Here is a 20,105-nt window from a genome sequence, read left to right on the forward strand (position 1 = left end):
ATGGATGTAGCACGATGACGACCCCTATAGAGAAAAAACTCACCATCCAGATCCGGGTTGAACCGGGTTGCCTCGGGCCGGATGGCAAGGAGCACATAGAGACCTTCTGTGCTGCTGCCGCCAAGATTTTTGCCGCCGTGGAGCCCGAGCTGGTGAGCTGGGTGCTGATCCCCCGCTACGACAAGCAACTACCGGAGCAGGAGTTCTTTATCGAGGGACGCAAGCTGACCGAAGAGCAGGCAAGCCTTTTTCTGCGCCGCTTCGGCCGCGAGCTGGGTGAGGTTCAAGACCGGCTCGACTCGGTGCTGGCCCAGCTGGTCGAGCGCTACTTCAAAACCCTGTAAGCCCCCAATTTTCGATAAAAGGTTCTCTGCTGAGAACCTTTTTTCATGCTCAAAAAGCAAACGTTTGAATTTTTACTCTATTCATTGATCTGCTTCGCAGATCCGGGGTTTGTAAACGGCGCCGCCTGTGTAAAAATGTGCGCGCTGTCACGGTATCAGGACGAGTCTGGTTACTTAACCGCCAGAAACAGGGCAATTTACCCCGCATGGATGGGATAGCCCGTTCCCCTGCTGCTTATTTCACGTCACCTATTGGAATCCAACATGAATCAACAACACCAAGCTGCCAATCAGGCCGCCGGGCAAGGATTGCTTGAGCGCCTGTTTGCCCTGCAAGGCCATGGCACTACCGCCCGTACCGAAGTGATTGCCGGTATCACCACCTTCCTGACCATGGTCTATATCGTGTTCGTCAACCCGCAGATCCTCTCTGCGGCGGGCATGGACACCCAGGCCGTGTTCGTCACCACCTGCCTCATCGCCGGTATCGGCAGCATCCTGATGGGCCTGTTGGCCAACCTGCCGATCGCGCTGGCCCCCGCCATGGGCCTCAACGCCTTCTTCGCCTTCGTGGTGGTCGCGGGTATGGGCTACTCCTGGCAAGTGGGCATGGGCACCATCTTCTGGGGTGCCATGGGTCTGTTGATCCTCACCCTGCTGCGGGTGCGCTACTGGCTGATCGGCAACATCCCGCTCACCCTGCGGGTCGGCATCACCGCCGGTATCGGTCTGCTGATCGCCCTGCTCGGCCTGCACAACGCAGGGATCGTCGTGGCCAGCCCTGCGACTATGGTGACCGTGGGCAACCTCACCTCCCTGCCCTGCCTGCTGGGTCTGCTCGGTTTCTTCCTGATCTGCATCTTCTCCGCTCGCGGCGTCCACTCAGCCGTGCTGATCGCCATTGTGGTCACCACGGGTCTGGGCTGGCTGTTTGGCGATGTCACCTTCAAGGGCTTTGTCTCCATGCCCCCCAGCATCGAACCGGTGTTCGGCCAGCTGGATCTGATGGGCTCGCTCGATATCAGCCTCGCCGGGATCATCTTCTCCTTTATGCTGGTCAACCTGTTTGACTCTTCCGGCACCCTGATCGGCGTCACCAACCGCGCCAAGCTGGCCGATGAAAAGGGCCACTTCCCGCGCATGAAACAGGCGCTGATGGTGGATAGCGTGAGCTCCGTCGGCGGCGCTTTCATGGGCACCTCCTCGGTTACCGCCTTTATCGAGAGCAGCTCCGGCGTCGCCGTCGGCGGCCGTACCGGTCTGACCGCCATTGTGGTCGGCCTGCTGTTCCTGCTGGCGATCTTCTTCTCCCCAGTCGCCGCCATGGTGCCGGCCTACGCCGCCGCTGGCGCCCTTATCTATGTGGGCGTGCTGATGTGCTCCGAGCTGACTAGGGTGAAGTGGGAAGATCTGACCGAAGCGGTACCGGCCTTCATGACCGCGGTGATGATGCCGTTCAGCTTCTCCATCACCGAGGGGATCGCCGTGGGCTTTATCTCCTACTGCGTGATGAAGGCGGGCACCGGCCGCTGGCGCGAGATCAACCCCTGCGTGCTGGTGGTGGCCCTGCTGTTCGTGCTCAAGTTCGTCTGGGTCGACAGCCACTAAGCGGCACTCTGTCCCAATAAAAATGCCAGTCAGTTGACTGGCATTTTTTTATCCAAAGTATTTTCGGCCTGTGCGCTGGCCGTAAAAAAATCCGAAACCTGTGGTTTCGGATTTTTGCTATTCAGCATGCGGCAGAGCGGGGTTATCCCCTCGCCTGCCACATCGGCAGAACTTACTCGGCAGCCATGCGGGCTTCGATGTAAGCCAGTGCGCGGTCGATACGAGCGAGAACACGCTCTTTACCTACCAACGCCATTACCGCGTCGATAGCAGGAGACTGACCCAGACCGGTGACGGCCACACGCAGCGGCATACCAACCTTGCCCATGCCCTGACCCAGCTCGGCGGCGGTCGCTTCTATCAGCTCGTGCAGCGCTTCGGTGGTCCAGCTATCCAGTGCAGCCAGCTTGGTCTTGGCCAGAGCCAGCGGCTCGGCAGCAACGCCACGCAGGTGCTTCTTGGCTGCCGCTTCGTCGATCGCCTCAAAATCTTCGAACAGATAGCGGCTCTGGGCGGCCATCTCGACCAGGGTGTTGCAGCGCTCGGCCAGCAGGGTGACCACGTCGGCCAGCGCCGGGCCATTGCTGGTGTCGATCTTCTGGTTTTCCATGTGCCATGCCAGATGCTTGGCCACATAGGTCGGATCCAGGCTGCGCATGTAGTGGTTGTTCAGCCACAGCAGCTTGTCGGTGTTGAAGGCAGAGGCGGACTTGGAGATGGCATCCAGGCTGAACAGCTTGATCATCTCGTCCAGGCTGAAGATCTCCTGATCGCCGTGGGACCAGCCCAGACGTACCAGATAGTTCAGCAGCGCTTCCGGCAGGTAGCCGTCGTCGCGGTACTGCATCACGGAAACGGCACCGTGGCGCTTGGAGAGCTTGGCACCGTCGTCACCCAGGATCATGGAGACGTGGGCAAACTCCGGCACCGGCGCATTCAGTGCCTTGTAGATGTTGATCTGGCGCGGGGTGTTGTTGATGTGGTCTTCACCACGCACCACGTGGGTGATCTCCATATCCCAGTCATCGACCACTACGCAGAAGTTGTAGGTCGGCGCGCCGTCGGTACGGCGGATAATCAGATCGTCCAGCTCGGTGTTGGCGAACTCGATGCGGCCACGGACGTGGTCATCGAACACCACAGAACCTTCGGTCGGGTTGCGGAAGCGGATCACGTGCGGCGTATCGGCCGGGTGATCGTGGGCGTGGTCGCGGCACTTGCCGTCATAACGGGGCTTCTCGCCGTTGGCCATCTGGCCTTCACGCAGCGCTTCCAGACGCTCTTTGGAGCAATAGCACTTGTAGGCGCGGCCATCGGCCAGCATCTCGTCGATCAGACCGTTGTAGCGATCGAAGCGCTTGGTCTGGTAATAGGGGCCCTCATCCCAGTTCAGCTCCAGCCATTCCATGCCCTCAATGATGGCGTCGATCGCCTCCTGAGTGGAACGTTCCAGGTCGGTATCCTCAATACGCAGCACGAACTCACCGCCCTGGTTCTTTGCAAACAACCAGGAATAGAGTGCGGTACGGGCACCGCCGACATGCAAAAAGCCGGTCGGGCTGGGAGCAAAACGGGTTTTGACTTTCATCTTTAAGCCTTGTGTAGAGGGCCTTGGGCCAATTCATTAAAAAAACCGTCGCATTTTAGCACCGACAATCACGGATGGGAAAACCATGACGCCATTGCGGGCTAAAGTAGGGGATTAAATCTGTCGCCATTTGCATCTGTAGCCCGATATTTGAAGAGGATCGCAAAACCGAAGCCCCGTTTCCGATTTGCTATGCACAATGCTGGAGAGCTGCCTCCTCCGGTCGATACCCAAATAACGCTCACCACACTTCTCACGAACAAGGAAGAGACGATGCAGTTCCGTTCTATCCAGAATCGCATTCTAGTGATGGCCGGGATCGCCATGACCGCAGCCCTGGTCATCCTGATCCTGCTCAACCAATACTCCGGCCAACAGACCCAACAACTCACCATCAGCTCCAGCCGTGAAGCGCTGCAACAGGAGGCATGGCAGAAGGTCAGCGCCAATGCCCGCGCCGAGGCGGCCACCATCACCCAGCTGCTGCAAAAAGGGCTCTCCTACACCCAGCAGATGGCCAGCGCCCTCGCCCTGCAACAACAGGGCAAACTGCCGCTGGATCGCCAGCAGGCCACCGACCTGCTCAAGGCACAACTGGCATTGGAGCCCCAGCTCTATGGCGCCTTTGCCGGCTTCGAGCCCAACGGTTTCGACGGTCAGGATGCCAGCTTTGCTGGCCAGAGTGCGCTGGGCAGTGATGACAAGGGGCGCTTCGTGCCCTACTTCTATCGCGACAAGGATCAAATCGGTACCGATCTGCTGCTCTCCATCGAAAAAACCGACCCGGACGAATTCGGCAATCCCGCCAACGACTACTACGCCTGCCCAAAGCGGGAAGGCCGGTCTTGTCTGATCGATCCCTTCAAGGTGGATATCAACGGTCAGCAGGTGCTGGTGAGCACTATCACCACCCCCATCATGGTGAATGGTCAGTTCAAGGGGATCGCAGCGCTCGATCTGGCGGTGGACTCCATCAGCCGTCAGGCCAAAAGCCTCAACAGCAATATCTATGATGGCCAGGGGGAGACCCTGATCGTCAGCGCCGCCGGTGTCATCACCGGCACCAGCGGTGATGCCAGCCAGCTTGGCAGCAGCGCAAGTAAGGTGCTGGGCAACCAGTGGCAGCAGTACCTGAAACCGGAAGTTCAGCGTCAGGAGCTGGACGAGTCATTCCGTATTTCCGTCCCCATCATGGTGCCGGGAATGAGCCGCAACTGGGCCATCATCGTCACCCTGCCCTACAAGGTGGTACTGGCGGGGGCCGATCAGCTGGAGAGCCAGCTCAATGAGATGAACCGGGCCGCAGTGACCCAGCAATTGGTGGGCGCCGTTATCGTACTGGTGCTGGCGCTGGCCACCATGCTGGTGATTGCCCGCAGCATCACAGGCCCCATCCGTCAGATGGTCAGCCTGGTGGATGATATCGCCGATGGTGAAGGGGATCTCACCAAACGTCTCGCAACCCGATCTGTCGACGAGCTGGGGGATCTCGCCAAGGGGATCAACCGCTTTATCGACAAGTTGCAAGGGCTGCTCGGGGATGTGCTCAAGACTGCCAGCGAGGTGAACCGCTACGCCGGTGACACCGATCGCATCGCCGGTCAGACCGACAACAACCTGCAGCACCATCAGGCGGAGATGGAGCAGATGCTGACCGCGGTGCAGGAGATGTCCTACGTCAGTCAGGAGGTCGCCACCCACGCCAACAATACCGCCGACTCGGCTAAACAGGCGCAAAGCGCTGCCGATCAGGGCAAGGAGCGCTTCCAGCAGGTGATCCAGTCGATGCACAAGGTCGCGGCAGAAGCCGGGAAAGGGGCCGAAGTGGTGGAAGGGCTGGCCCACGACAGCGCCCAGATCACCAGCATCCTCACCGTCATTCAGGGAATTGCCGATCAGACCAACCTGCTGGCCCTCAACGCCGCCATCGAGGCTGCCCGGGCTGGCGAACAGGGCCGCGGCTTTGCGGTAGTCGCCGACGAGGTGCGCAAACTGGCGGGCAATACCCAGCAGGCGGTACAGAACACCCAGGAGTTGATAGAGAAGATCCGCCTCAGCTCCACCAATGCAGTCAACGCCATCACCCAGAGCCAGCAGCTGACCCATCAGGCGGTGGGCGAGGCGGATCTGGCGGAAGAGGCGCTCGGCAGCATCTACCAGGCCATCTCCACCATCAACGACATGACCTATCAGATCGCCTCCGCCGCCGAAGAGCAGAGCTCGGTCTCAGAAACCGTCTCCGGCAACCTGTCAAAAACCAACGCACTGGCCAACGACATTGCTCAGGATGCGACCGAAACGGCCAAAGCCAGTCAGGCATTGCGTCAGGCGGCCGACAAATTGCAGCAATTATTGGGTCAATTTCGTCTCAGCTGATAATTTTCCGCCTCAGGACTCTCCCCCTCGGGGGCGAGTCCGTTTACCATAGGCGACGAATTTGCCTGATGGCAGGCAATGTAGTGAGAGGTAAATGCCGTGCCCACCCCGGACCGTCGCCCACGAGGCCATAACAGACGAGCCCAGCAGCGTCGCCAAGACGAATCACAAGGATCCCTGCTCCATCGCATCAATGCCGCGACCCTGTCCCTGCGCCAACGTTTTGGCCAAGGGATGAGCGACCTCGGCCAACGCCGCCAGGATGCCAAAGCAGGCAAATTCAAGCTGTCCAGCCCGCTGCCCCGCAAAAACACCATAGGTCTGCTGATACTGATCCCGCTCTGGTTGCTGGTACTGGCCTGGGAGCCGGCACCATCCGCCCCCAAAGCAGCCCCTTCCGGCTCGCTGGAAGTGCCGCTGGCCGTGCCTGCTCAAGCTCTAACTGTCGGTAATGGCGCGGCAGGCGGTGCGCCCGCGGCAGCCAAGCCGGTCGAAGAGAAGGTCAACGGTACCTGGCTGCAACACGATGTGCAGGCGGGTGAGACCCTCTACTCCATCTGGCGTAAATTCGAGTTGCCGGGTGCCGAGCTAAGCCGCCTGATCGCCATCGAGGGACCGGATCGCCCCCTGACCCGCCTGCAATCGGGCCGTTCTATCTTCATCCTGGTGGACGACACCCGCCGCATCCAGCGGGTGGAGATCCGCTCCTACGGTCAGGCGGTTTATCGCTACGACCGGCAGGGCGAAGGGTTCGCCCTCAAGGAATAACAAAAACGGGAGGCGCTGGCCTCCCGTTTTTTTCAGTCAAATATCTTCAAATAAGCTACTGACTTCACAATATTTTTAGCTTGTCCAAAAAACGAAAGGGGTCAAATTGACAAGGATCGGCGCTAACGTACAATCGTTTGTGCTTTAGACAGGGATTGTTCTGCGTGCTACTGGGACAAAGAGACGTGGTCAGTCATGAGCCAACCCCTGCTTGCAAGGCAAATGCAGCCCAGCACGGGCTTAGTTTCATTTTGTTATTGATAGGATTTAGCACATGTCTGACATTCGCACCGGCCAGGTAAAATGGTTCAACGAAACCAAGGGTTTTGGCTTTATTGAACAATCCCAGGGTCCGGACGTATTCGTTCACTTCTCCTCCATCCAGAGCACCGGTTTCAAAACCCTGGCTGAAGGTCAAAAAGTCCAGTTCACTGTGACCCAGGGCAAAAAAGGCCCTCAGGCTGAGAACGTTACTCTGGTCTAAGCCCGCGCCAGTGAATCATGCAGGAGGAGCCAAGGCCCCTCCTCTTTTTTGCCCGCAATTCTCGCCTCCCACCACCTGTTACAACCGCTTGCCTCGTACAATCCGCACCATGAGCCCACATCCCCTTCCTGTTGGCAGGAGGTGGTAGAGACGCGCCTAGTAAACGCCAGATACGACAAAACATCGCAGCGCGATGTGAAGGGCAATTCAAAGGGATTATGAAAACTTCGAAGAGAGATTGGAGCGGGAAACGAGACTCGAACTCGCGACCCCGACCTTGGCAAGGTCGTGCTCTACCAACTGAGCTATTCCCGCAACAGAATGTCATTTACAAGTGATTGGAGCGGGAAACGAGACTCGAACTCGCGACCCCGACCTTGGCAAGGTCGTGCTCTACCAACTGAGCTATTCCCGCAACGGAATGTCACTTACAAATGTTTGGAGCGGGAAACGAGACTCGAACTCGCGACCCCGACCTTGGCAAGGTCGTGCTCTACCAACTGAGCTATTCCCGCAACAGAATGTCATCTGCAAGTGATTGGAGCGGGAAACGAGACTCGAACTCGCGACCCCGACCTTGGCAAGGTCGTGCTCTACCAACTGAGCTATTCCCGCATCGGAATATCACTTACAAATTTTTTGGAGCGGGAAACGAGACTCGAACTCGCGACCCCGACCTTGGCAAGGTCGTGCTCTACCAACTGAGCTATTCCCGCAACAATTTGGTTGTCTTGAGGCTGGCTGATGATTGGAGCGGGAAACGAGACTCGAACTCGCGACCCCGACCTTGGCAAGGTCGTGCTCTACCAACTGAGCTATTCCCGCATCGGGCTGGTTTGCACCAGTGTCATCATCAGATTTTTGGAGCGGGAAACGAGACTCGAACTCGCGACCCCGACCTTGGCAAGGTCGTGCTCTACCAACTGAGCTATTCCCGCAACTACCTTAAAACAGGCCGTACAGCATTTGGTTGCTTGCGCTACTGTACGGGAGCCGAATTATAAGAGCAGTCATTCCAATTGCAAGGGCTTTTTTGTCTGGTTGCGCGCGTTCGCTCAAAAGCTGGCCGAACTGTCGATTTTAGCAGCCAGAGTATGACAAACCCTTGCCGGGGAATCAGATCTTGAAGACGTGGCTGCGATAGAACTGCAGCTCGGCGATGGATTCGCGGATATCGTCCAGCGCCTGGTGGGTGCCGCTCTTCTTGAACTGATCCAGCAGTTCCGGCTGCCAGCGGCGTACCAGCTCCTTGATGGTGCTGACGTCGACGTTGCGGTAGTGGAAGAAGGCTTCCAGCTCGGCCATGTGCTTGACCATGAAGCGGCGATCCTGACCGATGCTGTTGCCGCACAGCGGGCTGGTGCGCTCCGGCACCCACTGGCGAATGAACTCGAGGGTCTCGGCAATGGCTTTCGCCTCATCGTGCTGACTCGCCTTGACCCGAGCGACCAGACCGCTCTTGGTATGGGTGTTGACGTTCCAGTCGTCCATCTTGGCCAGCTCTTCATCACTCTGATGAATGGCGATGACCGGCCCTTCGGCCAGTACGTTCAGATCCTTGTCGGTGACTATGGTGGCAATCTCCAGTACCACGTTCTCTTCGGGGTCGAGACCCGTCATCTCCATGTCGATCCATACCAGGTTCTGCGCGCTGACTGTCATGATTGCTCTCTCTATTGGGAGGAATGGCGGAATTTTGCCAATTTGCATGTATCATACTGGCTTTGGATCTGTTCATAAACTGGCGAATCGAGTGGCAAAGAAAGCAAAACTCAATCTGGGTCAACAAAGGCGCGTCCAGGCCAACCGCGAACGGCGGCTGCAAAAAGATCACACCACAGTGGTGGATGACACCCTGTTTGGCCCCGCCATCGAAGGGGTGGTGATCAGCCGTTTTGGTCAGCACGCAGACGTGGAAGCGGTCGATGGCACCATCCACCGCAGCAACCTGCGGCGCAGCAGCATCAGCAGTCTGGTCTGTGGCGACAAGGTAGTGTGGCGTCCCGGCTTCAATGCCGCGACAGCGGGCGTCATCGAGGCGGTGCATCCGCGCCACTCGGTACTGACCCGGCCGGACTTCTACGACGGGGTCAAACCCATCGCCGCCAATATCGACCAGATCATCATCGTCTCGGCGGTGATGCCCGAGTTCTCCACCAACATCGTCGACCGCTATCTGGTGGCCGCCGAGGATGTGGAGATCCGCCCCCTCATCGTGCTGAACAAGGTCGATATGCTCGATGATGCCGCCAGAGCGCGCATCGAAAGCCAGCTCGAAACCTACCGCAAACTCAATTACGAGGTGCTGCTGGTGAGCTGCGAGAGCGGCGAAGGGCTGGATGAACTCAAGGCAGCCCTGACCGACAAGATCAGCATCTTCGTCGGCCAGTCCGGGGTGGGCAAGTCGTCGCTCACCAACGCCCTGATGCCGGGGCTGGATGTATTGACCGGCGAGATCTCCGAAAACTCGGGGCTCGGCCAGCACACCACCACCACGGCGCGGCTCTACCACTTCCCGAGCGGTGGCGATCTCATCGACTCCCCCGGGATCCGCGAGTTCGCCCTCTGGCATCTGGAGGCCGACCGCATCACCTGGTGCTTCGTCGAGTTTCGCGACTATCTGGGTGGCTGCAAGTTCCGCGACTGTACCCACAAGGACGATCCCGGCTGTGCCCTGCGCGCCGCGGTCGACGCGGGCGCCATCAGCGCCGATCGCTTCCACAACTATCACCGCATCCTGGAAACCATGCAGGAAGCCCGTCACGGTCGCCAGCAAGCGCGCCTGTGACCCTAATAAACCTACGTTGATGATGAACATGAGCATTACTGACAACCTGAAAATTGCCGGTCAATACTGTCTGCCCAAGCACGCCCTCTCCCGTCTGATCGGCAAGTTTGCCGCCGCCGAAGCGGGCAACATCACTACCAAAGTGATCGAGGCTTTTATCAAGCAGTATCAGGTCGACATGAGTGAGGCGCTGCACGAGAGCCCGGCCCACTACAAGAGCTTCAACGAGTTCTTCACCCGCGAGCTCAAACCCGGTATCCGCCCCGTGGTAGAAGATGCCATGACCCTGGCGCTGCCGGTCGATGGCACCGTCAGCCAGCTCGGTCCGATCCAGCAGGGTCGCATCATTCAGGCCAAGGGCCACGACTACAGCGCTCGCGAGCTGCTGGGCGGCTATGAGGATCTGGTTGCGCCGTTCAAGGATGGCGACTTCGCCACCATCTATCTGGCGCCCAAGGATTACCACCGCATCCACATGCCGCTGGATGGTGTGCTGGAGAGCATGGTGTTCGTGCCGGGGGATCTTTTCTCCGTCAACCCGCTCACCGCCGAGAACGTGCCGAACCTGTTTGCTCGCAACGAGCGGGTGGTCGCCACCTTCCGCACCCCGCACGGCCCCATGGCGCTGGTGCTGGTCGGTGCCACTATCGTGGCCAGCATCGAGACCATCTGGGCCGGCAACATTGCGCCGACTAAAGAGAAGAAGGTGGTGCGTTGGGACTACACCGGCGACGAGGCCATTACTCTGCAGAAAGGCGCCGAAATGGGCCTGTTCAAGCTGGGCAGCACCGTGGTCTGCCTGTTTGGCCCGGGCATGCTGGCCGGTTTCGAGCCCCATCTGGCCAATGGCGTCACCACCCGCATGGGTCAGCCCTTTGCCAAGCTGGCGGAGCAGGCATGAGCGAGCAACCGAACGCCTCGCAGAAAAACAACCCACTGCACGGGCTGACGCTGGAAGCCATCGTCACCGCGCTGGTCGAACACTATGGCTGGGAAGAGCTGGGGCAGCAGATCAATATCCGCTGCTTCACCGATAATCCCAGCATCAAGTCCAGCCTGAAGTTCTTACGCAAGACCCCCTGGGCCCGGGAGAAGGTCGAAAGCCTCTACCTCTACGTCCAGCGCAAGCAAGCCAAATCGAAGAAGGAAGGGCAAGATGGCCTTTAAGATTACGTACACCTATAAAAAACAGGCCAAAGAGATCGGCTACGCGAACGACAAGTTCCGCAGTATCTACGACGCCATCGCTGCTGCTGAAGGGCTGGATCTCACCAGTTTTCACGCCATGGAGGCCCAGCTGGCTCAGGTTTGTCGCCGCGACAAGAAAAGCGTGAAGGATTATCAGGAGAACTACTTCAAAGAGTTGGGATTCTCCAACATCGTCATCGAACGGGATCTGCAGGAGTAACCATGCGCACCTTGACCCTGATGGCCGCCTCTCTGCTGCTGGCGGCATGCAGTACACCGGAACAACATCTAGTGGGCGGCGATCGCGACAGCCACGGCTGTATCGGCAGTGCGGGCTATCAGTGGTCAGCGCTGACTGGCAAATGTGTGCGCCTGTTTGAAGAGGGTATCCGGCTCAATCCGACCGATGCCAGCCAGACCAGCAGCGCCTTCGTGATGTTCAATGCCGACCAGACGCAGGCCGAACTGCATCTGCCAAGCGGCGAGCAGCACCTGCTGACCCGTCAAGGTGCGGAGGGCAACTGGTCGTGGCAGGGCAGCGGCTACACCCTCTTTATCTGGAAGGGTTATGTGCTCAAGCACGGTGACAAGGCGATCTATCACGGGGAATAACCCGAGCGCCTGATATCTTCACGATATCCACCAAATAAAATGCCGACCCAAGAGTCGGCATTTTTGTATCTGACACAACCGGTTATCAGGCGCGGCTGAGATAATCGGCCTGCCCTACCCACTTGTAGCTGGTGAGCTCGGTCAACCCCATGGGGCCACGGGCGTGCAGCATCTGGGTCGACACCGCCACTTCAGCCCCCAGCCCAAACTGGCCGCCATCGGTGAAGCGGGTCGAGGCGTTGACATAGACAGCCGCCGAGCCGGCCCCATTGACGAAACGCTCGGCGTTGGCCAGATCGTTGGTCAGGATGGCATCGGAGTGGCCGGCGTTGTGCTCGCGCATATGGGCCAGCGCCTCGTTCACATCCGCCACCAACTTGACCCCCAGGGTCAGCCCGAGCCACTCGGTATCGAAATCCTCCGGCCCCGCCTCGCACAGGTTGTCGGCACCCGCCAACTGCGTCATGGCGTTGGGCGCGGCCACCAGCGTCACCTTGCGCTCGTTCATCAGCGTCACCAGTTGCGGCAGGAAGGTGGCTGCCACCTTCTCGTGTACCAGCAGGGTATCGAGGGCATTGCAGGCGGAGGGGCGTTGCACCTTGGCGTTGTCGATGACCGCCAGAGAGCGCACCAGATCGGCGCTCTCGTCGACGAAGATATGGCTGATGCCGAACCCGCCGATGATGACCGGAATGGAGCTGTTCTCCTTGCACATCTTGTGCAGGCCAGCACCACCACGGGGGATGATCATGTCCACATAGCGGTCGAGACGAAGCAACTCGCCGACCAGCGCCCGATCCGGGTTGTCGATGTACTGCACCGCCGCTTCGGGCAGACCGGAGGCCGCCAAGGCATGCTGGATAACCCGCACCAGCTCCAGATTGGAGTGGAAGGTCTCGCGCCCGCCACGCAATATGCTGGCGTTGCCGGTCTTGAGGCAGAGGCTGGCGATGTCGATGGTGACGTTGGGACGCGCCTCGTAGATAACGCCGATAACCCCGATGGGCACCCGACGACGGGAGAGCCGCAGGCCATTCTCCAGCACCCGGCTATCCATTTCGGCGCCGACCGGATCATCCAGCGTGATTACCTTGCGTACATCCGCCACGATACCGGCCAGCCGGGCCGGATTGAGCAGCAAGCGATCCAGCATCGCCTCTGACAAGCCCGCCTCACGGCCGGCTGCGATATCTTTCGCGTTGGCAGCGAGGATCTGCTCACTGCGCGCCTCCAGCTCGTCGGCGATGGCGGCCAGCGCCCGGTTCTTCTGCGCCGTGCTGACGGTCGCCAGCTGATAGGCGGCTTCACGGGCCGCCTGCCCCATTTTCTCCAGACTCATCTCATTTCCCTTTGTTCATGCCGTGCCGCCCTGATTAGAGCAGCACCATGTCGTCTCGATGGATAGCCACAGAGCCGTAGCCATAGCCCAATACCTGTTCAATCTGATCCGAGTGGACGCCGCGCAGCTTGTCCAGCTCCAGATGGTCGTAACGGCAGATGCCGCGGGCCAGCTCGGCGCCTTTGGGATCAAGAATGCGCACCACATCGCCCCGAATAAAGTCTCCCTTGACCGCGACGATCCCCTTGGGCAGCAGGCTGGAGCCTTTCTCCTTCATGGCGGCGACAGCCCCCTGATCCACATGTACTTCGCCGTGAGGGGGTGGGCCTGCCAGGATCCAGCTCTTGCGCCCTTCCAGCGGGGAGGCCAGCGCCGGGAAGAGGGTTCCGATACGCTCGCCCTTGGCGAGACGGCCGATCACCTCCGGCATCTGGCCGGTCGCGATCACCACGTTGACGCCGGCGCGACGCGCAACATCGGCCGCCTGCAGCTTGGTGGCCATGCCGCCGGTACCGAGGCCACTGACACTGTCACCCGCCAGCGAACGCAGGGTATCGTCGATGGTCTGCACCTCTTCGATCAACTGGGCATCGGGATTGGTGCGCGGATCGGCGGTAAACAGCCCCTTCTGGTCGGTGAGCAGGATCAGCAGATCGGCATCCGCCAGGATGGCGGCGCGGGCGGAGAGGTTGTCGTTGTCGCCTACCTTGATCTCGGCGGTCGCCACCGCATCGTTTTCGTTGATGACCGGAATAATGCGGTGATCGAGCAGGGTGCGCATAGTGTCGCGGGCGTTGAGGTAGCGCTCCCGATCTTCCAGATCGGCGCGGGTCAGCAGCATCTGGCCGATATGCAGACCGTAGAGGTTGAACAGATCCTGCCATACCCGAATCAGCTGGGTCTGACCAACCGCCGCCAGCATCTGCTTGTTGGGCAGGGTTGGCGCCAGTGGCGGGTGACCCAGATGTTCACGCCCGGCGGCGATAGCCCCTGATGTGACGACCACGACCCGATGGCCGTGACGGTGCAAGGCCGCACACTGTCTGACCAGCTCGACCATATGGGCACGATTGAGCTGGGAAGACCCCCCTGTGAGCACGCTGGTGCCCAACTTGACGACTATGGTTCTGTTTTCCATGGGAGCATAAAGGCTAAAAAAGTAAGGAATATCTTTATACCCACGGCCATGGTGCCCTGCAAGGCAATTAACGCCGGGGTGAGGAGATGGGGCAAAGCCCGGATGATTGCGGGCGGAAGGGGAGATGGCTGACTGATGGCCCGGCAAACAGCGGGATGCTGCTCGCCGGGCATCAGGGATCAAGCGGCGGTCACGGTCAACTCATTGGTGACCTGATCCGCTGGCGCTAACTGACACTCCAGTGCCGTCAGTTTGTCGCTGATGAGCTTGTAGAAACGGTTGAGGGTCCGCTCCACTTCTACCTGGTGCTTCTTGGGGATCGGCTTGTCCAGCCACTCGCCATCAGCATTGTAGAAACCGAGCTGATAGTGGTAACGGAAATGGTGATCGTCCTGCTCCAGCACCAGCCACCAGCCCCAGAACTCCCGTTTGTCCGGCGCCGGCTTGGCGCTGACACAGACCGACAGGCAGTCGAAACGATAACGCCCCTCTTCGCAGAGATCCTCACGCAAATAGGGGCCAATGGCAGCAAACTGCCTCAGCAGTCGCTTGTAAGTCACTCTTTCAGACATGTTAACCTCCCTGTTAAACAAGCCGCGCCACCTCGGGATGGCGTCAGTTCTTTAGCGCAATATCAGGTACACAAATGCTGTTTCAGCCACTCGACGATTTCGTCCAGTGCCTTGTCATACACCTCCAGCAAAGGCTGTTTGTCGAATACGATGGCCTTGCCGTTACGACTGGCCGCCGCCAATGCCCGTACATCCTGCTCGGGACAAATAAAATCTCGCTTGTGTCCAATACTCAATATCGGCACAGAGGTGCGAGTCCCCAGTAATCCTTGTGTTTTAAGTGAAAAAACCTGGCACTTGGTACGCATGCCGTCCCACTGCGCCGCATCCGCCCCCAACCGGTTGGCCAGACTGTCCCGCATCATGCGCGGGCATTTGGCAAACAGCTCCTGATTGGTAAACACCTGATTGACCCCGGCGCCGACACAGACCACGGTCCGCAGCTTGAACGGTTCGATAAAGGCCAGTCTGGCTGCGATATTACCCGCCAGACGCATTCCCACCATGGCGATACGCTGATGATCGACCCAGGCCACTTCGGAAAGGTAATGGAGCACCGCCTGATGAAGGCGGCTGGTATCCTGCACCAGCGGCCAATGCTCGGCATAGCCAACCCCGGGCATATCGAGGGAGAGCATGCCGATGCCGTTGGGCTCGAGCCGTTTGAGATAGAAGTTGAGGAAATCGAGCTGCAGGGAGTCGATCCCGCCGCTGATGATCACCAGCGGCACCGGTTTTTCGGTCGTCGGCAGGTGGAGATAACCCTGAATATGCTTGCCGCGAAAAGGCACCTGGATCTCTTTGAGCGGCACCTTGAACAGGCGACCTGCCTCGCGATAGGCCATGTTGCCAAGCAGCTGGGCTTGATCCGCCAGCTCGTCATCCTTGAGATGGGGATAGCTGGCGATGGAGTAGTAGCGCACCGCCTTGAGCAGCTGTTTCAAGGCGCCAGAAGGATCACCCTTCTCGCGCAGTTCGCGGCCCTGCTTGAAATAGTTACCAGCCACCTGACTCCACTCGTAGATCCAGTTGCCGGGCACATAGCCCTTGATGGTATCGAGATAGCAATCGTGGGTGCGCTCGCCGGTCGCCATGGCGATACGGGCCAGGGTCTGCTCCACTTCGATGGGATCAGCCCCCTGCCAGGTCCAGGAGGGGCGGCGCAGCAGGCGATACCAGCTCTTTGACATGGATCCGTCGATAAACATCTCGTCTGACTCGGCTTGCGCCAGATCAGCCGCACTGGAGTTGGAGATCTCGGATGTTTCCAATACCTTCTTGACGCGGGTAAAGAGCTGTTCGGTCAGGTTTAGGTCTTCGTTCAAGTCCAAGATAGTGTCCCATTCATATCAGGCAATAGCTCATCTTAACCACTTTTACTGCCCATCAGCCACCCTGCAACAGATTGATATACAAAAAACAGGGCTCCAAATTGGAGCCCTGTGAAACCATTATTGCCGGTTGCGACCAATGGACGCAGCGAGCATCACATCCCGATCCCGTTACTTTTCGTCGCAGATCGGTGTGGCGAACTCCAGTGCCATATCCCACGGCTGTTCAATCCAGGTATCCTGCGGGATCGCCACTTCGAAATCGTCCAGCAGCGCTTCGCCCATCGGCTTGGCAAAGATCGCGATGAACTTGGCTTTAGGGTAGAGCTCGCGGATCGCCTTGGCGGTAGTGCCAGTGTCCACCAGATCTTCCACCACCAGCCAGCCTTCGCCGTCACCGGCGGTGGTGGCAGCCTTCACGACTACCAGCTCGCGCTGGCTGTCATGGTCATAGCTGGAGATGCAGAGGGTTTCCACATTACGAATGCCAAGTTCACGGGCCATCAGGGCTGCGGGCACCAGACCACCACGGCTGACCGCGATGATACCTTTCCACTGGCTGACAGGCAGCTGACGACGGGCCAGACGGCGAGCTTCACGTTGCAGGTTGTCCCACGACACATAGAACTTTTTCGGCATGTTATCGATCTCGAATAGTTATTTAAAAACAATCACTTAAAATAACAACATCCGCAATTATCCCTGCGGATGCCAGTAAATGGTGGCCCTTGCCCGACTGAATTCAGATTGCACTTCGGCTGCCTCAGGGCTAAGCCTCGGCAGCAAATCTGATAACAATGGAAGCAAGATGGGCTTATCCGGCGATCGGTTAGATGATGTGTCCAAACCGCGGACAGGCTGTTGGGCCGATATGATAGCACCGTTTGCAAAGAAAATGCCTGGCAAACGTATGCCAAAAACAGGAAAAATCGGCATCACCCTCTCCATTCGGCCCATCTAGAGCGCCAAACGACTAACCTGCCGTCCCTGCTGCCGAGTCCAGATGGGCTGTGCGGCAAATCGCAGATAAAAAAATAGCAGGGGGAGGATTTACCTCACGCACCTGCTGCTTTCTCGCCTCTGCCTGGTTGGGCAGCTCGTCTTAGCGACGAGTGACGAAGGGATTAGGGTAGCTGAAACCCTGGGTATACAAAGAGGGGGCAAACCAATAGGTTGAGTTGCTGCCTGGCATATTGAAACTCCTGATTGCTTAACAAGTTACGTACCTTTAATGCGGGCTCAAATCCTTGAACGAACACTCGGTTCCATGGAGGCGCACTTGCTTTGCTTCGGTTCCCTGGAGGCTTTCATCGTCATCCTGACGGGTGGCGAACCACGGGAGCTAATTTACCAGTCGGTGCGTTAAATTCAATATTTTTGTGAGATCGGTCACACATTTTCTTTTCTATCGGTCAGCGTCGTCCGAACCTGACGATCGTACTGCCTGGTTGCCATCAGCCAGCACAAGCTGCCTGCGATTTGCGCTGATTGCTCACATTTTTGTGTGATTGACTGTATTATCGTTATCCTCTTCCCCGGCCCGCTGATGGGGCCCTGTTAATTCCGTGCTGGTAAGGAGTCCCGACGTGGCACAGCTTAGCTCTCTCTCTCCCAAACTGATTTGGCATTTCTTCGAACAGATCTGCTCCATCCCCCACCCTTCCAAACATGAAGCCAAACTGAGCGCCTGGATCATCCAATGGGCCCAAGGGGAAGGTCTGGCGGTCAAGCAGGACAAGGTCGGCAACATCATCATCAAGAAACCGGCCACCCCGGGGATGGAAAACCGCAAAGCCGTGGTACTGCAGGCCCACATCGACATGGTGCCGCAGGCCAACGCCGACACCAAACACGACTTCGCGACCGATCCCATCGATGCTTATGTCGATGGCGAGTGGGTCACTGCCCGTGGCACCACCCTGGGTGCCGACAACGGCATCGGCATGGCCGGTTGTCTGGCTGTGCTGGCTGACAAGACCATCAAGCACGGCCCGCTGGAAGTGCTGCTGACCACAGACGAAGAGACCGGCATGACCGGCGCCTTCGGTCTGGAAGCGGGCTGGCTGGAGGGCGAAATTTTGCTCAACACCGACTCCGAAGAGGATGGCGAGGTCTACATGGGCTGCGCTGGCGGTGTGGATGCCAATATCCGCTTCCCGCTCGAGCTGGTTGACGCCAGCGAAGGCGAAGCATTCGAGCTGGCCGTGAAAGGGCTGCGTGGCGGCCACTCCGGTTGCGATATCCATCGCGGCCGTGGCAACGCCAACAAGCTGCTGGTGCGTCTGCTCAAAGCAGCCGAGCCGCTGGGTGTGCGTCTGGCCGAGATCCACGGCGGCACTCTGCGCAACGCCATCCCGCGCGAAGCCCGTGCCACCCTGCAGGTGCCCGCTGCCAGCGTGAACGAGTTCAAGGCGCTGGTTGACCGCTACACCGGGATCTACCAGACCGAACTGGCCGCCACCGAGCCGAACCTGACCGTGCTGGTTAACAGCGCCGCCAAACCGGCCAAGTTGATGAGCGTCTCCCTGCAGCAGCGCCTGCTGGATGCCCTGATGGCCTGCCCGAACGGCGTGATGCGCATGAGCGATGCTATGCCCGGCGTGACCGAAACCTCTACCAACCTGGGGGTCATCAAGACTCAGGATGGCGAAGTGTACGTCCAGTGCCTGGTCCGCTCCCTGATTGACTCCGGCCGCGAGAGCATCGAGCAGATGACCCGCTCCCTGTTCACCTTGGCAGGCGCCAGCTGCGAATTCACCGGTGCCTACCCGGGTTGGGCGCCGAACGTGGACTCCCCCGTCATGGCGCTGGTACGCAACAGCTACCAGACCCTGTTTGGCACCATGCCCAACGTGATGGTGATCCACGCTGGTCTCGAGTGCGGTCTGTTCAAGAGCGCCTATCCGGAGTGGGACATGGTCTCCTTCGGCCCGACCATCCGCGGTGCCCACTCCCCTGACGAGAAGGTACATATCCCGGCGGTCGAACGTTTCTGGCAACTGCTGGTGCACGTACTGGAAGCGATTCCGGCCAAATAACCCGGCCTGCGCCACACGGCAAAACAAAGCCCCGCACTGCTGCGGGGCTTTTTATTGTCTGTTACAGCCAGATTTTGGCGCTTAACGGATGCCGCGGGCCTCGCGGATCCACTCCCAGGCTTGCTGGATCTCCTGGGTCTTCTCCTTGGCCATCTCCATCATCTCCGGCGGCAGCCCTTTGGCGGCCAGCTTGTCCGGGTGATGCTTGCTCATCTCCTTGCGGTAGGCGCGCTTGATATCCTGATCGCTGTCGCTCTCGCTCACCCCCAGCAACTGGTAGGCATTCTTGAGGCGCTCCGCAGAGGGTGCCGCCTGCCGATACTGCTGGCCACCGGAATGGCCCCCCTGATACTGGCCATGGGCCTGATTGAAGAAGTTCATCTGCGCTTCGGCCATCGCCAGAATGCGGGCCAGCTCGATGCGGCTGAAGCCCAGTTCGTCGGCAATGGTGTGCAGAATGGCGCGCTCGCCCTCCTCTACCCGCCCGTCGGCAAAGGCCGCCTGCAGTTGTACCTCGAGGAAGAAGCGCAGAATGTCGCGCTGGCCGAGGCTGGCACGGCGGAACTCGGCCAGGGTCTCGCGCAGCGGGAAGTCGGCCTCTTTACCGAGACGAAACGACTCCTGAGCCCGGGCACGCTGTTCACCCGCCAGCCGCATCCGATCCATCAGGTTGGAGGCAACCCGGATCTCCTGCTCGGTCACCTGACCGCTGGACTTGGCGATATGGCCCATCACCGAGAAGGTGGCATGGAAGAAGACGGCTTGCTGCTCCTGACTCGGACCGCGACGAAACGCCCCCTGCAGCCCCATGCCACGGTCGAAACGGTGGCCAATCCAGAGGCCAATCAGGGCGCCGATGATATTGCCGAGCAGAAAACCGAAGAAGGCGCCCAGCACCTTACCCCAAATACGCATGGTTCAAGACCTCTTG

The 20,105-nt window shown here is 59.1% G+C and carries 19 protein-coding genes and 7 tRNA genes; 11 read left to right on the forward strand and 15 right to left on the reverse strand.

The features are described 5' to 3' along the window. Nucleotides 1-14 precede the first annotated feature (14 nt). Nucleotides 15-344 carry a hypothetical protein gene (locus tag ACTG27_RS12385; protein WP_005343410.1) on the forward strand — a complete coding sequence of 110 codons (330 nt, stop codon included), beginning with the start codon at nt 15-17 and terminating at the stop codon, nt 342-344. Between the two features lie 264 nt (nt 345-608). Further along, nucleotides 609-1,952, forward strand: a complete 1,344-nt coding sequence (locus ACTG27_RS12390) for an NCS2 family permease (protein WP_439979746.1) — start codon at nt 609-611, stop codon at nt 1,950-1,952. A 172-nt stretch (nt 1,953-2,124) separates the two neighbouring features. On the opposite strand, the gene gltX is transcribed toward ACTG27_RS12390, so the two are convergent. Further along, nucleotides 2,125-3,540, reverse strand: coding sequence for a glutamate--tRNA ligase (gene gltX, locus ACTG27_RS12395; protein WP_439979747.1), 1,416 nt, complete (start codon nt 3,538-3,540; stop codon nt 2,125-2,127). A 273-nt stretch (nt 3,541-3,813) separates the two neighbouring features. On the opposite strand from gltX, the gene ACTG27_RS12400 reads away from it, so the two are divergent. The 3 genes from ACTG27_RS12400 (at nt 3,814) to ACTG27_RS12410 (ending at nt 7,168) form a co-directional block, all read left to right on the forward strand. Further along, complete coding sequence (locus tag ACTG27_RS12400) at nt 3,814-5,916, forward strand: methyl-accepting chemotaxis protein (protein ID WP_439979748.1); 2,103 nt, start codon at nt 3,814-3,816, stop codon at nt 5,914-5,916. A 99-nt stretch (nt 5,917-6,015) separates the two neighbouring features. Next, nucleotides 6,016-6,684, forward strand: a complete 669-nt coding sequence (locus tag ACTG27_RS12405) for a LysM-like peptidoglycan-binding domain-containing protein (RefSeq protein ID WP_076492804.1) — start codon at nt 6,016-6,018, stop codon at nt 6,682-6,684. Between the two features lie 274 nt (nt 6,685-6,958). Beyond that, on the forward strand, nt 6,959-7,168 hold the full coding sequence (locus ACTG27_RS12410; RefSeq protein WP_005338972.1) for a cold-shock protein: 210 nt from the start codon (nt 6,959-6,961) through the stop codon (nt 7,166-7,168). Between the two features lie 239 nt (nt 7,169-7,407). Here ACTG27_RS12410 and ACTG27_RS12415 read toward each other — a convergent pair. The 8 genes from ACTG27_RS12415 to orn form a co-directional block, all read right to left on the reverse strand. After that, a tRNA-Gly gene (locus ACTG27_RS12415) sits at nt 7,408-7,483 on the reverse strand. Nucleotides 7,484-7,507: 24 nt separating this feature from the next. Then, a tRNA-Gly gene (locus tag ACTG27_RS12420) sits at nt 7,508-7,583 on the reverse strand. A 24-nt stretch (nt 7,584-7,607) separates the two neighbouring features. Then, a tRNA-Gly gene (locus ACTG27_RS12425) sits at nt 7,608-7,683 on the reverse strand. Between the two features lie 24 nt (nt 7,684-7,707). After that, nucleotides 7,708-7,783: transfer RNA gene (locus tag ACTG27_RS12430), tRNA-Gly, on the reverse strand. 25 nt (nt 7,784-7,808) lie between these two features. After that, nucleotides 7,809-7,884: transfer RNA gene (locus ACTG27_RS12435), tRNA-Gly, on the reverse strand. Nucleotides 7,885-7,917: 33 nt separating this feature from the next. Then, nucleotides 7,918-7,993: transfer RNA gene (locus tag ACTG27_RS12440), tRNA-Gly, on the reverse strand. Between the two features lie 37 nt (nt 7,994-8,030). Further along, nucleotides 8,031-8,106, reverse strand: a tRNA-Gly gene (locus tag ACTG27_RS12445). A gap of 178 nt (nt 8,107-8,284) precedes the next feature. Beyond that, a complete protein-coding gene (gene orn, locus ACTG27_RS12450) occupies nt 8,285-8,830 on the reverse strand; it encodes an oligoribonuclease (protein ID WP_042080584.1) in 546 nt (181 codons plus the stop codon). A 91-nt stretch (nt 8,831-8,921) separates the two neighbouring features. Between orn and rsgA the strand changes: the two genes are divergently transcribed. From rsgA to ACTG27_RS12475, 5 genes are read left to right on the forward strand one after another with little or no spacing between them, the layout of a single operon-like run. Then, nucleotides 8,922-9,956, forward strand: a complete 1,035-nt coding sequence (rsgA, locus tag ACTG27_RS12455; protein WP_439979749.1) for a small ribosomal subunit biogenesis GTPase RsgA — start codon at nt 8,922-8,924, stop codon at nt 9,954-9,956. 28 nt (nt 9,957-9,984) lie between these two features. Beyond that, nucleotides 9,985-10,857, forward strand: a complete 873-nt coding sequence (asd, locus tag ACTG27_RS12460) for an archaetidylserine decarboxylase (RefSeq protein WP_026034874.1) — start codon at nt 9,985-9,987, stop codon at nt 10,855-10,857. Beyond that, nucleotides 10,854-11,123 (forward strand): VF530 family DNA-binding protein, encoded by a 270-nt coding sequence (locus ACTG27_RS12465; RefSeq protein ID WP_005349372.1) that lies wholly within the window; start codon nt 10,854-10,856, stop codon nt 11,121-11,123. The genes asd and ACTG27_RS12465 overlap by 4 nt, the downstream gene beginning before the upstream one ends. Continuing rightward, on the forward strand, nt 11,113-11,364 hold the full coding sequence (locus ACTG27_RS12470; RefSeq protein ID WP_005338984.1) for a DUF2960 domain-containing protein: 252 nt from the start codon (nt 11,113-11,115) through the stop codon (nt 11,362-11,364). Before ACTG27_RS12465 ends, ACTG27_RS12470 begins: the two co-directional genes overlap by 11 nt. Nucleotides 11,365-11,366: 2 nt before the next feature. Further along, nucleotides 11,367-11,756, forward strand: coding sequence for a hypothetical protein (locus ACTG27_RS12475; protein WP_139747880.1), 390 nt, complete (start codon nt 11,367-11,369; stop codon nt 11,754-11,756). An 85-nt stretch (nt 11,757-11,841) separates the two neighbouring features. On the opposite strand, the gene ACTG27_RS12480 is transcribed toward ACTG27_RS12475, so the two are convergent. The 5 genes from ACTG27_RS12480 to gpt all read right to left on the reverse strand — a co-directional run bounded on the left by ACTG27_RS12480 (nt 11,842) and on the right by gpt (nt 16,775). Beyond that, on the reverse strand, nt 11,842-13,095 hold the full coding sequence (locus ACTG27_RS12480; RefSeq protein WP_439979750.1) for a glutamate-5-semialdehyde dehydrogenase: 1,254 nt from the start codon (nt 13,093-13,095) through the stop codon (nt 11,842-11,844). Between the two features lie 34 nt (nt 13,096-13,129). Further along, the gene (proB, locus tag ACTG27_RS12485) at nt 13,130-14,233 is read right to left on the reverse strand and encodes a glutamate 5-kinase (RefSeq protein ID WP_033114873.1); all 1,104 of its coding nucleotides are present in this window, start codon (nt 14,231-14,233) and stop codon (nt 13,130-13,132) included. Nucleotides 14,234-14,412: 179 nt separating this feature from the next. Continuing rightward, nucleotides 14,413-14,805 (reverse strand): sigma factor-binding protein Crl, encoded by a 393-nt coding sequence (crl, locus tag ACTG27_RS12490; RefSeq protein ID WP_005339003.1) that lies wholly within the window; start codon nt 14,803-14,805, stop codon nt 14,413-14,415. Between the two features lie 62 nt (nt 14,806-14,867). Beyond that, nucleotides 14,868-16,136, reverse strand: coding sequence for an esterase FrsA (frsA, locus tag ACTG27_RS12495; RefSeq protein ID WP_005349360.1), 1,269 nt, complete (start codon nt 16,134-16,136; stop codon nt 14,868-14,870). 171 nt (nt 16,137-16,307) lie between these two features. After that, nucleotides 16,308-16,775, reverse strand: coding sequence for a xanthine phosphoribosyltransferase (gpt, locus tag ACTG27_RS12500; RefSeq protein WP_005339007.1), 468 nt, complete (start codon nt 16,773-16,775; stop codon nt 16,308-16,310). A 947-nt stretch (nt 16,776-17,722) separates the two neighbouring features. Between gpt and ACTG27_RS12505 the strand changes: the two genes are divergently transcribed. Next, a complete protein-coding gene (locus ACTG27_RS12505; protein WP_439979751.1) occupies nt 17,723-19,174 on the forward strand; it encodes an aminoacyl-histidine dipeptidase in 1,452 nt (483 codons plus the stop codon). A gap of 81 nt (nt 19,175-19,255) precedes the next feature. Here ACTG27_RS12505 and djlA read toward each other — a convergent pair whose 3' ends face one another. After that, entirely contained in the window at nt 19,256-20,089 is an 834-nt protein-coding gene (gene djlA / locus ACTG27_RS12510) for a co-chaperone DjlA (protein ID WP_021231926.1), read from the reverse strand. Between the last annotated feature and the right edge of the window lie 16 nt (nt 20,090-20,105).

The organism is Aeromonas sp. 97A (assembly GCF_051919185.1).
Taxonomy (GTDB): domain Bacteria; phylum Pseudomonadota; class Gammaproteobacteria; order Enterobacterales; family Aeromonadaceae; genus Aeromonas; species Aeromonas veronii.

Coding starts and splice junctions, on each gene's coding strand:
- ACTG27_RS12385 (WP_005343410.1), top strand. CDS start 15: ATGACGACCCCTATAGAGAAAAAACTCACCATCCAGATCCGGGTTGAA.
- ACTG27_RS12390 (WP_439979746.1), top strand. CDS start 609: ATGAATCAACAACACCAAGCTGCCAATCAGGCCGCCGGGCAAGGATTG.
- gltX (WP_439979747.1), bottom strand. CDS start 3,540: ATGAAAGTCAAAACCCGTTTTGCTCCCAGCCCGACCGGCTTTTTGCAT.
- ACTG27_RS12400 (WP_439979748.1), top strand. CDS start 3,814: ATGCAGTTCCGTTCTATCCAGAATCGCATTCTAGTGATGGCCGGGATC.
- ACTG27_RS12410 (WP_005338972.1), top strand. CDS start 6,959: ATGTCTGACATTCGCACCGGCCAGGTAAAATGGTTCAACGAAACCAAG.
- orn (WP_042080584.1), bottom strand. CDS start 8,830: ATGACAGTCAGCGCGCAGAACCTGGTATGGATCGACATGGAGATGACG.
- asd (WP_026034874.1), top strand. CDS start 9,985: ATGAGCATTACTGACAACCTGAAAATTGCCGGTCAATACTGTCTGCCC.
- ACTG27_RS12465 (WP_005349372.1), top strand. CDS start 10,854: ATGAGCGAGCAACCGAACGCCTCGCAGAAAAACAACCCACTGCACGGG.
- ACTG27_RS12470 (WP_005338984.1), top strand. CDS start 11,113: ATGGCCTTTAAGATTACGTACACCTATAAAAAACAGGCCAAAGAGATC.
- ACTG27_RS12475 (WP_139747880.1), top strand. CDS start 11,367: ATGCGCACCTTGACCCTGATGGCCGCCTCTCTGCTGCTGGCGGCATGC.
- ACTG27_RS12480 (WP_439979750.1), bottom strand. CDS start 13,095: ATGAGTCTGGAGAAAATGGGGCAGGCGGCCCGTGAAGCCGCCTATCAG.
- proB (WP_033114873.1), bottom strand. CDS start 14,233: ATGGAAAACAGAACCATAGTCGTCAAGTTGGGCACCAGCGTGCTCACA.
- crl (WP_005339003.1), bottom strand. CDS start 14,805: ATGTCTGAAAGAGTGACTTACAAGCGACTGCTGAGGCAGTTTGCTGCC.
- gpt (WP_005339007.1), bottom strand. CDS start 16,775: ATGCCGAAAAAGTTCTATGTGTCGTGGGACAACCTGCAACGTGAAGCT.
- djlA (WP_021231926.1), bottom strand. CDS start 20,089: ATGCGTATTTGGGGTAAGGTGCTGGGCGCCTTCTTCGGTTTTCTGCTC.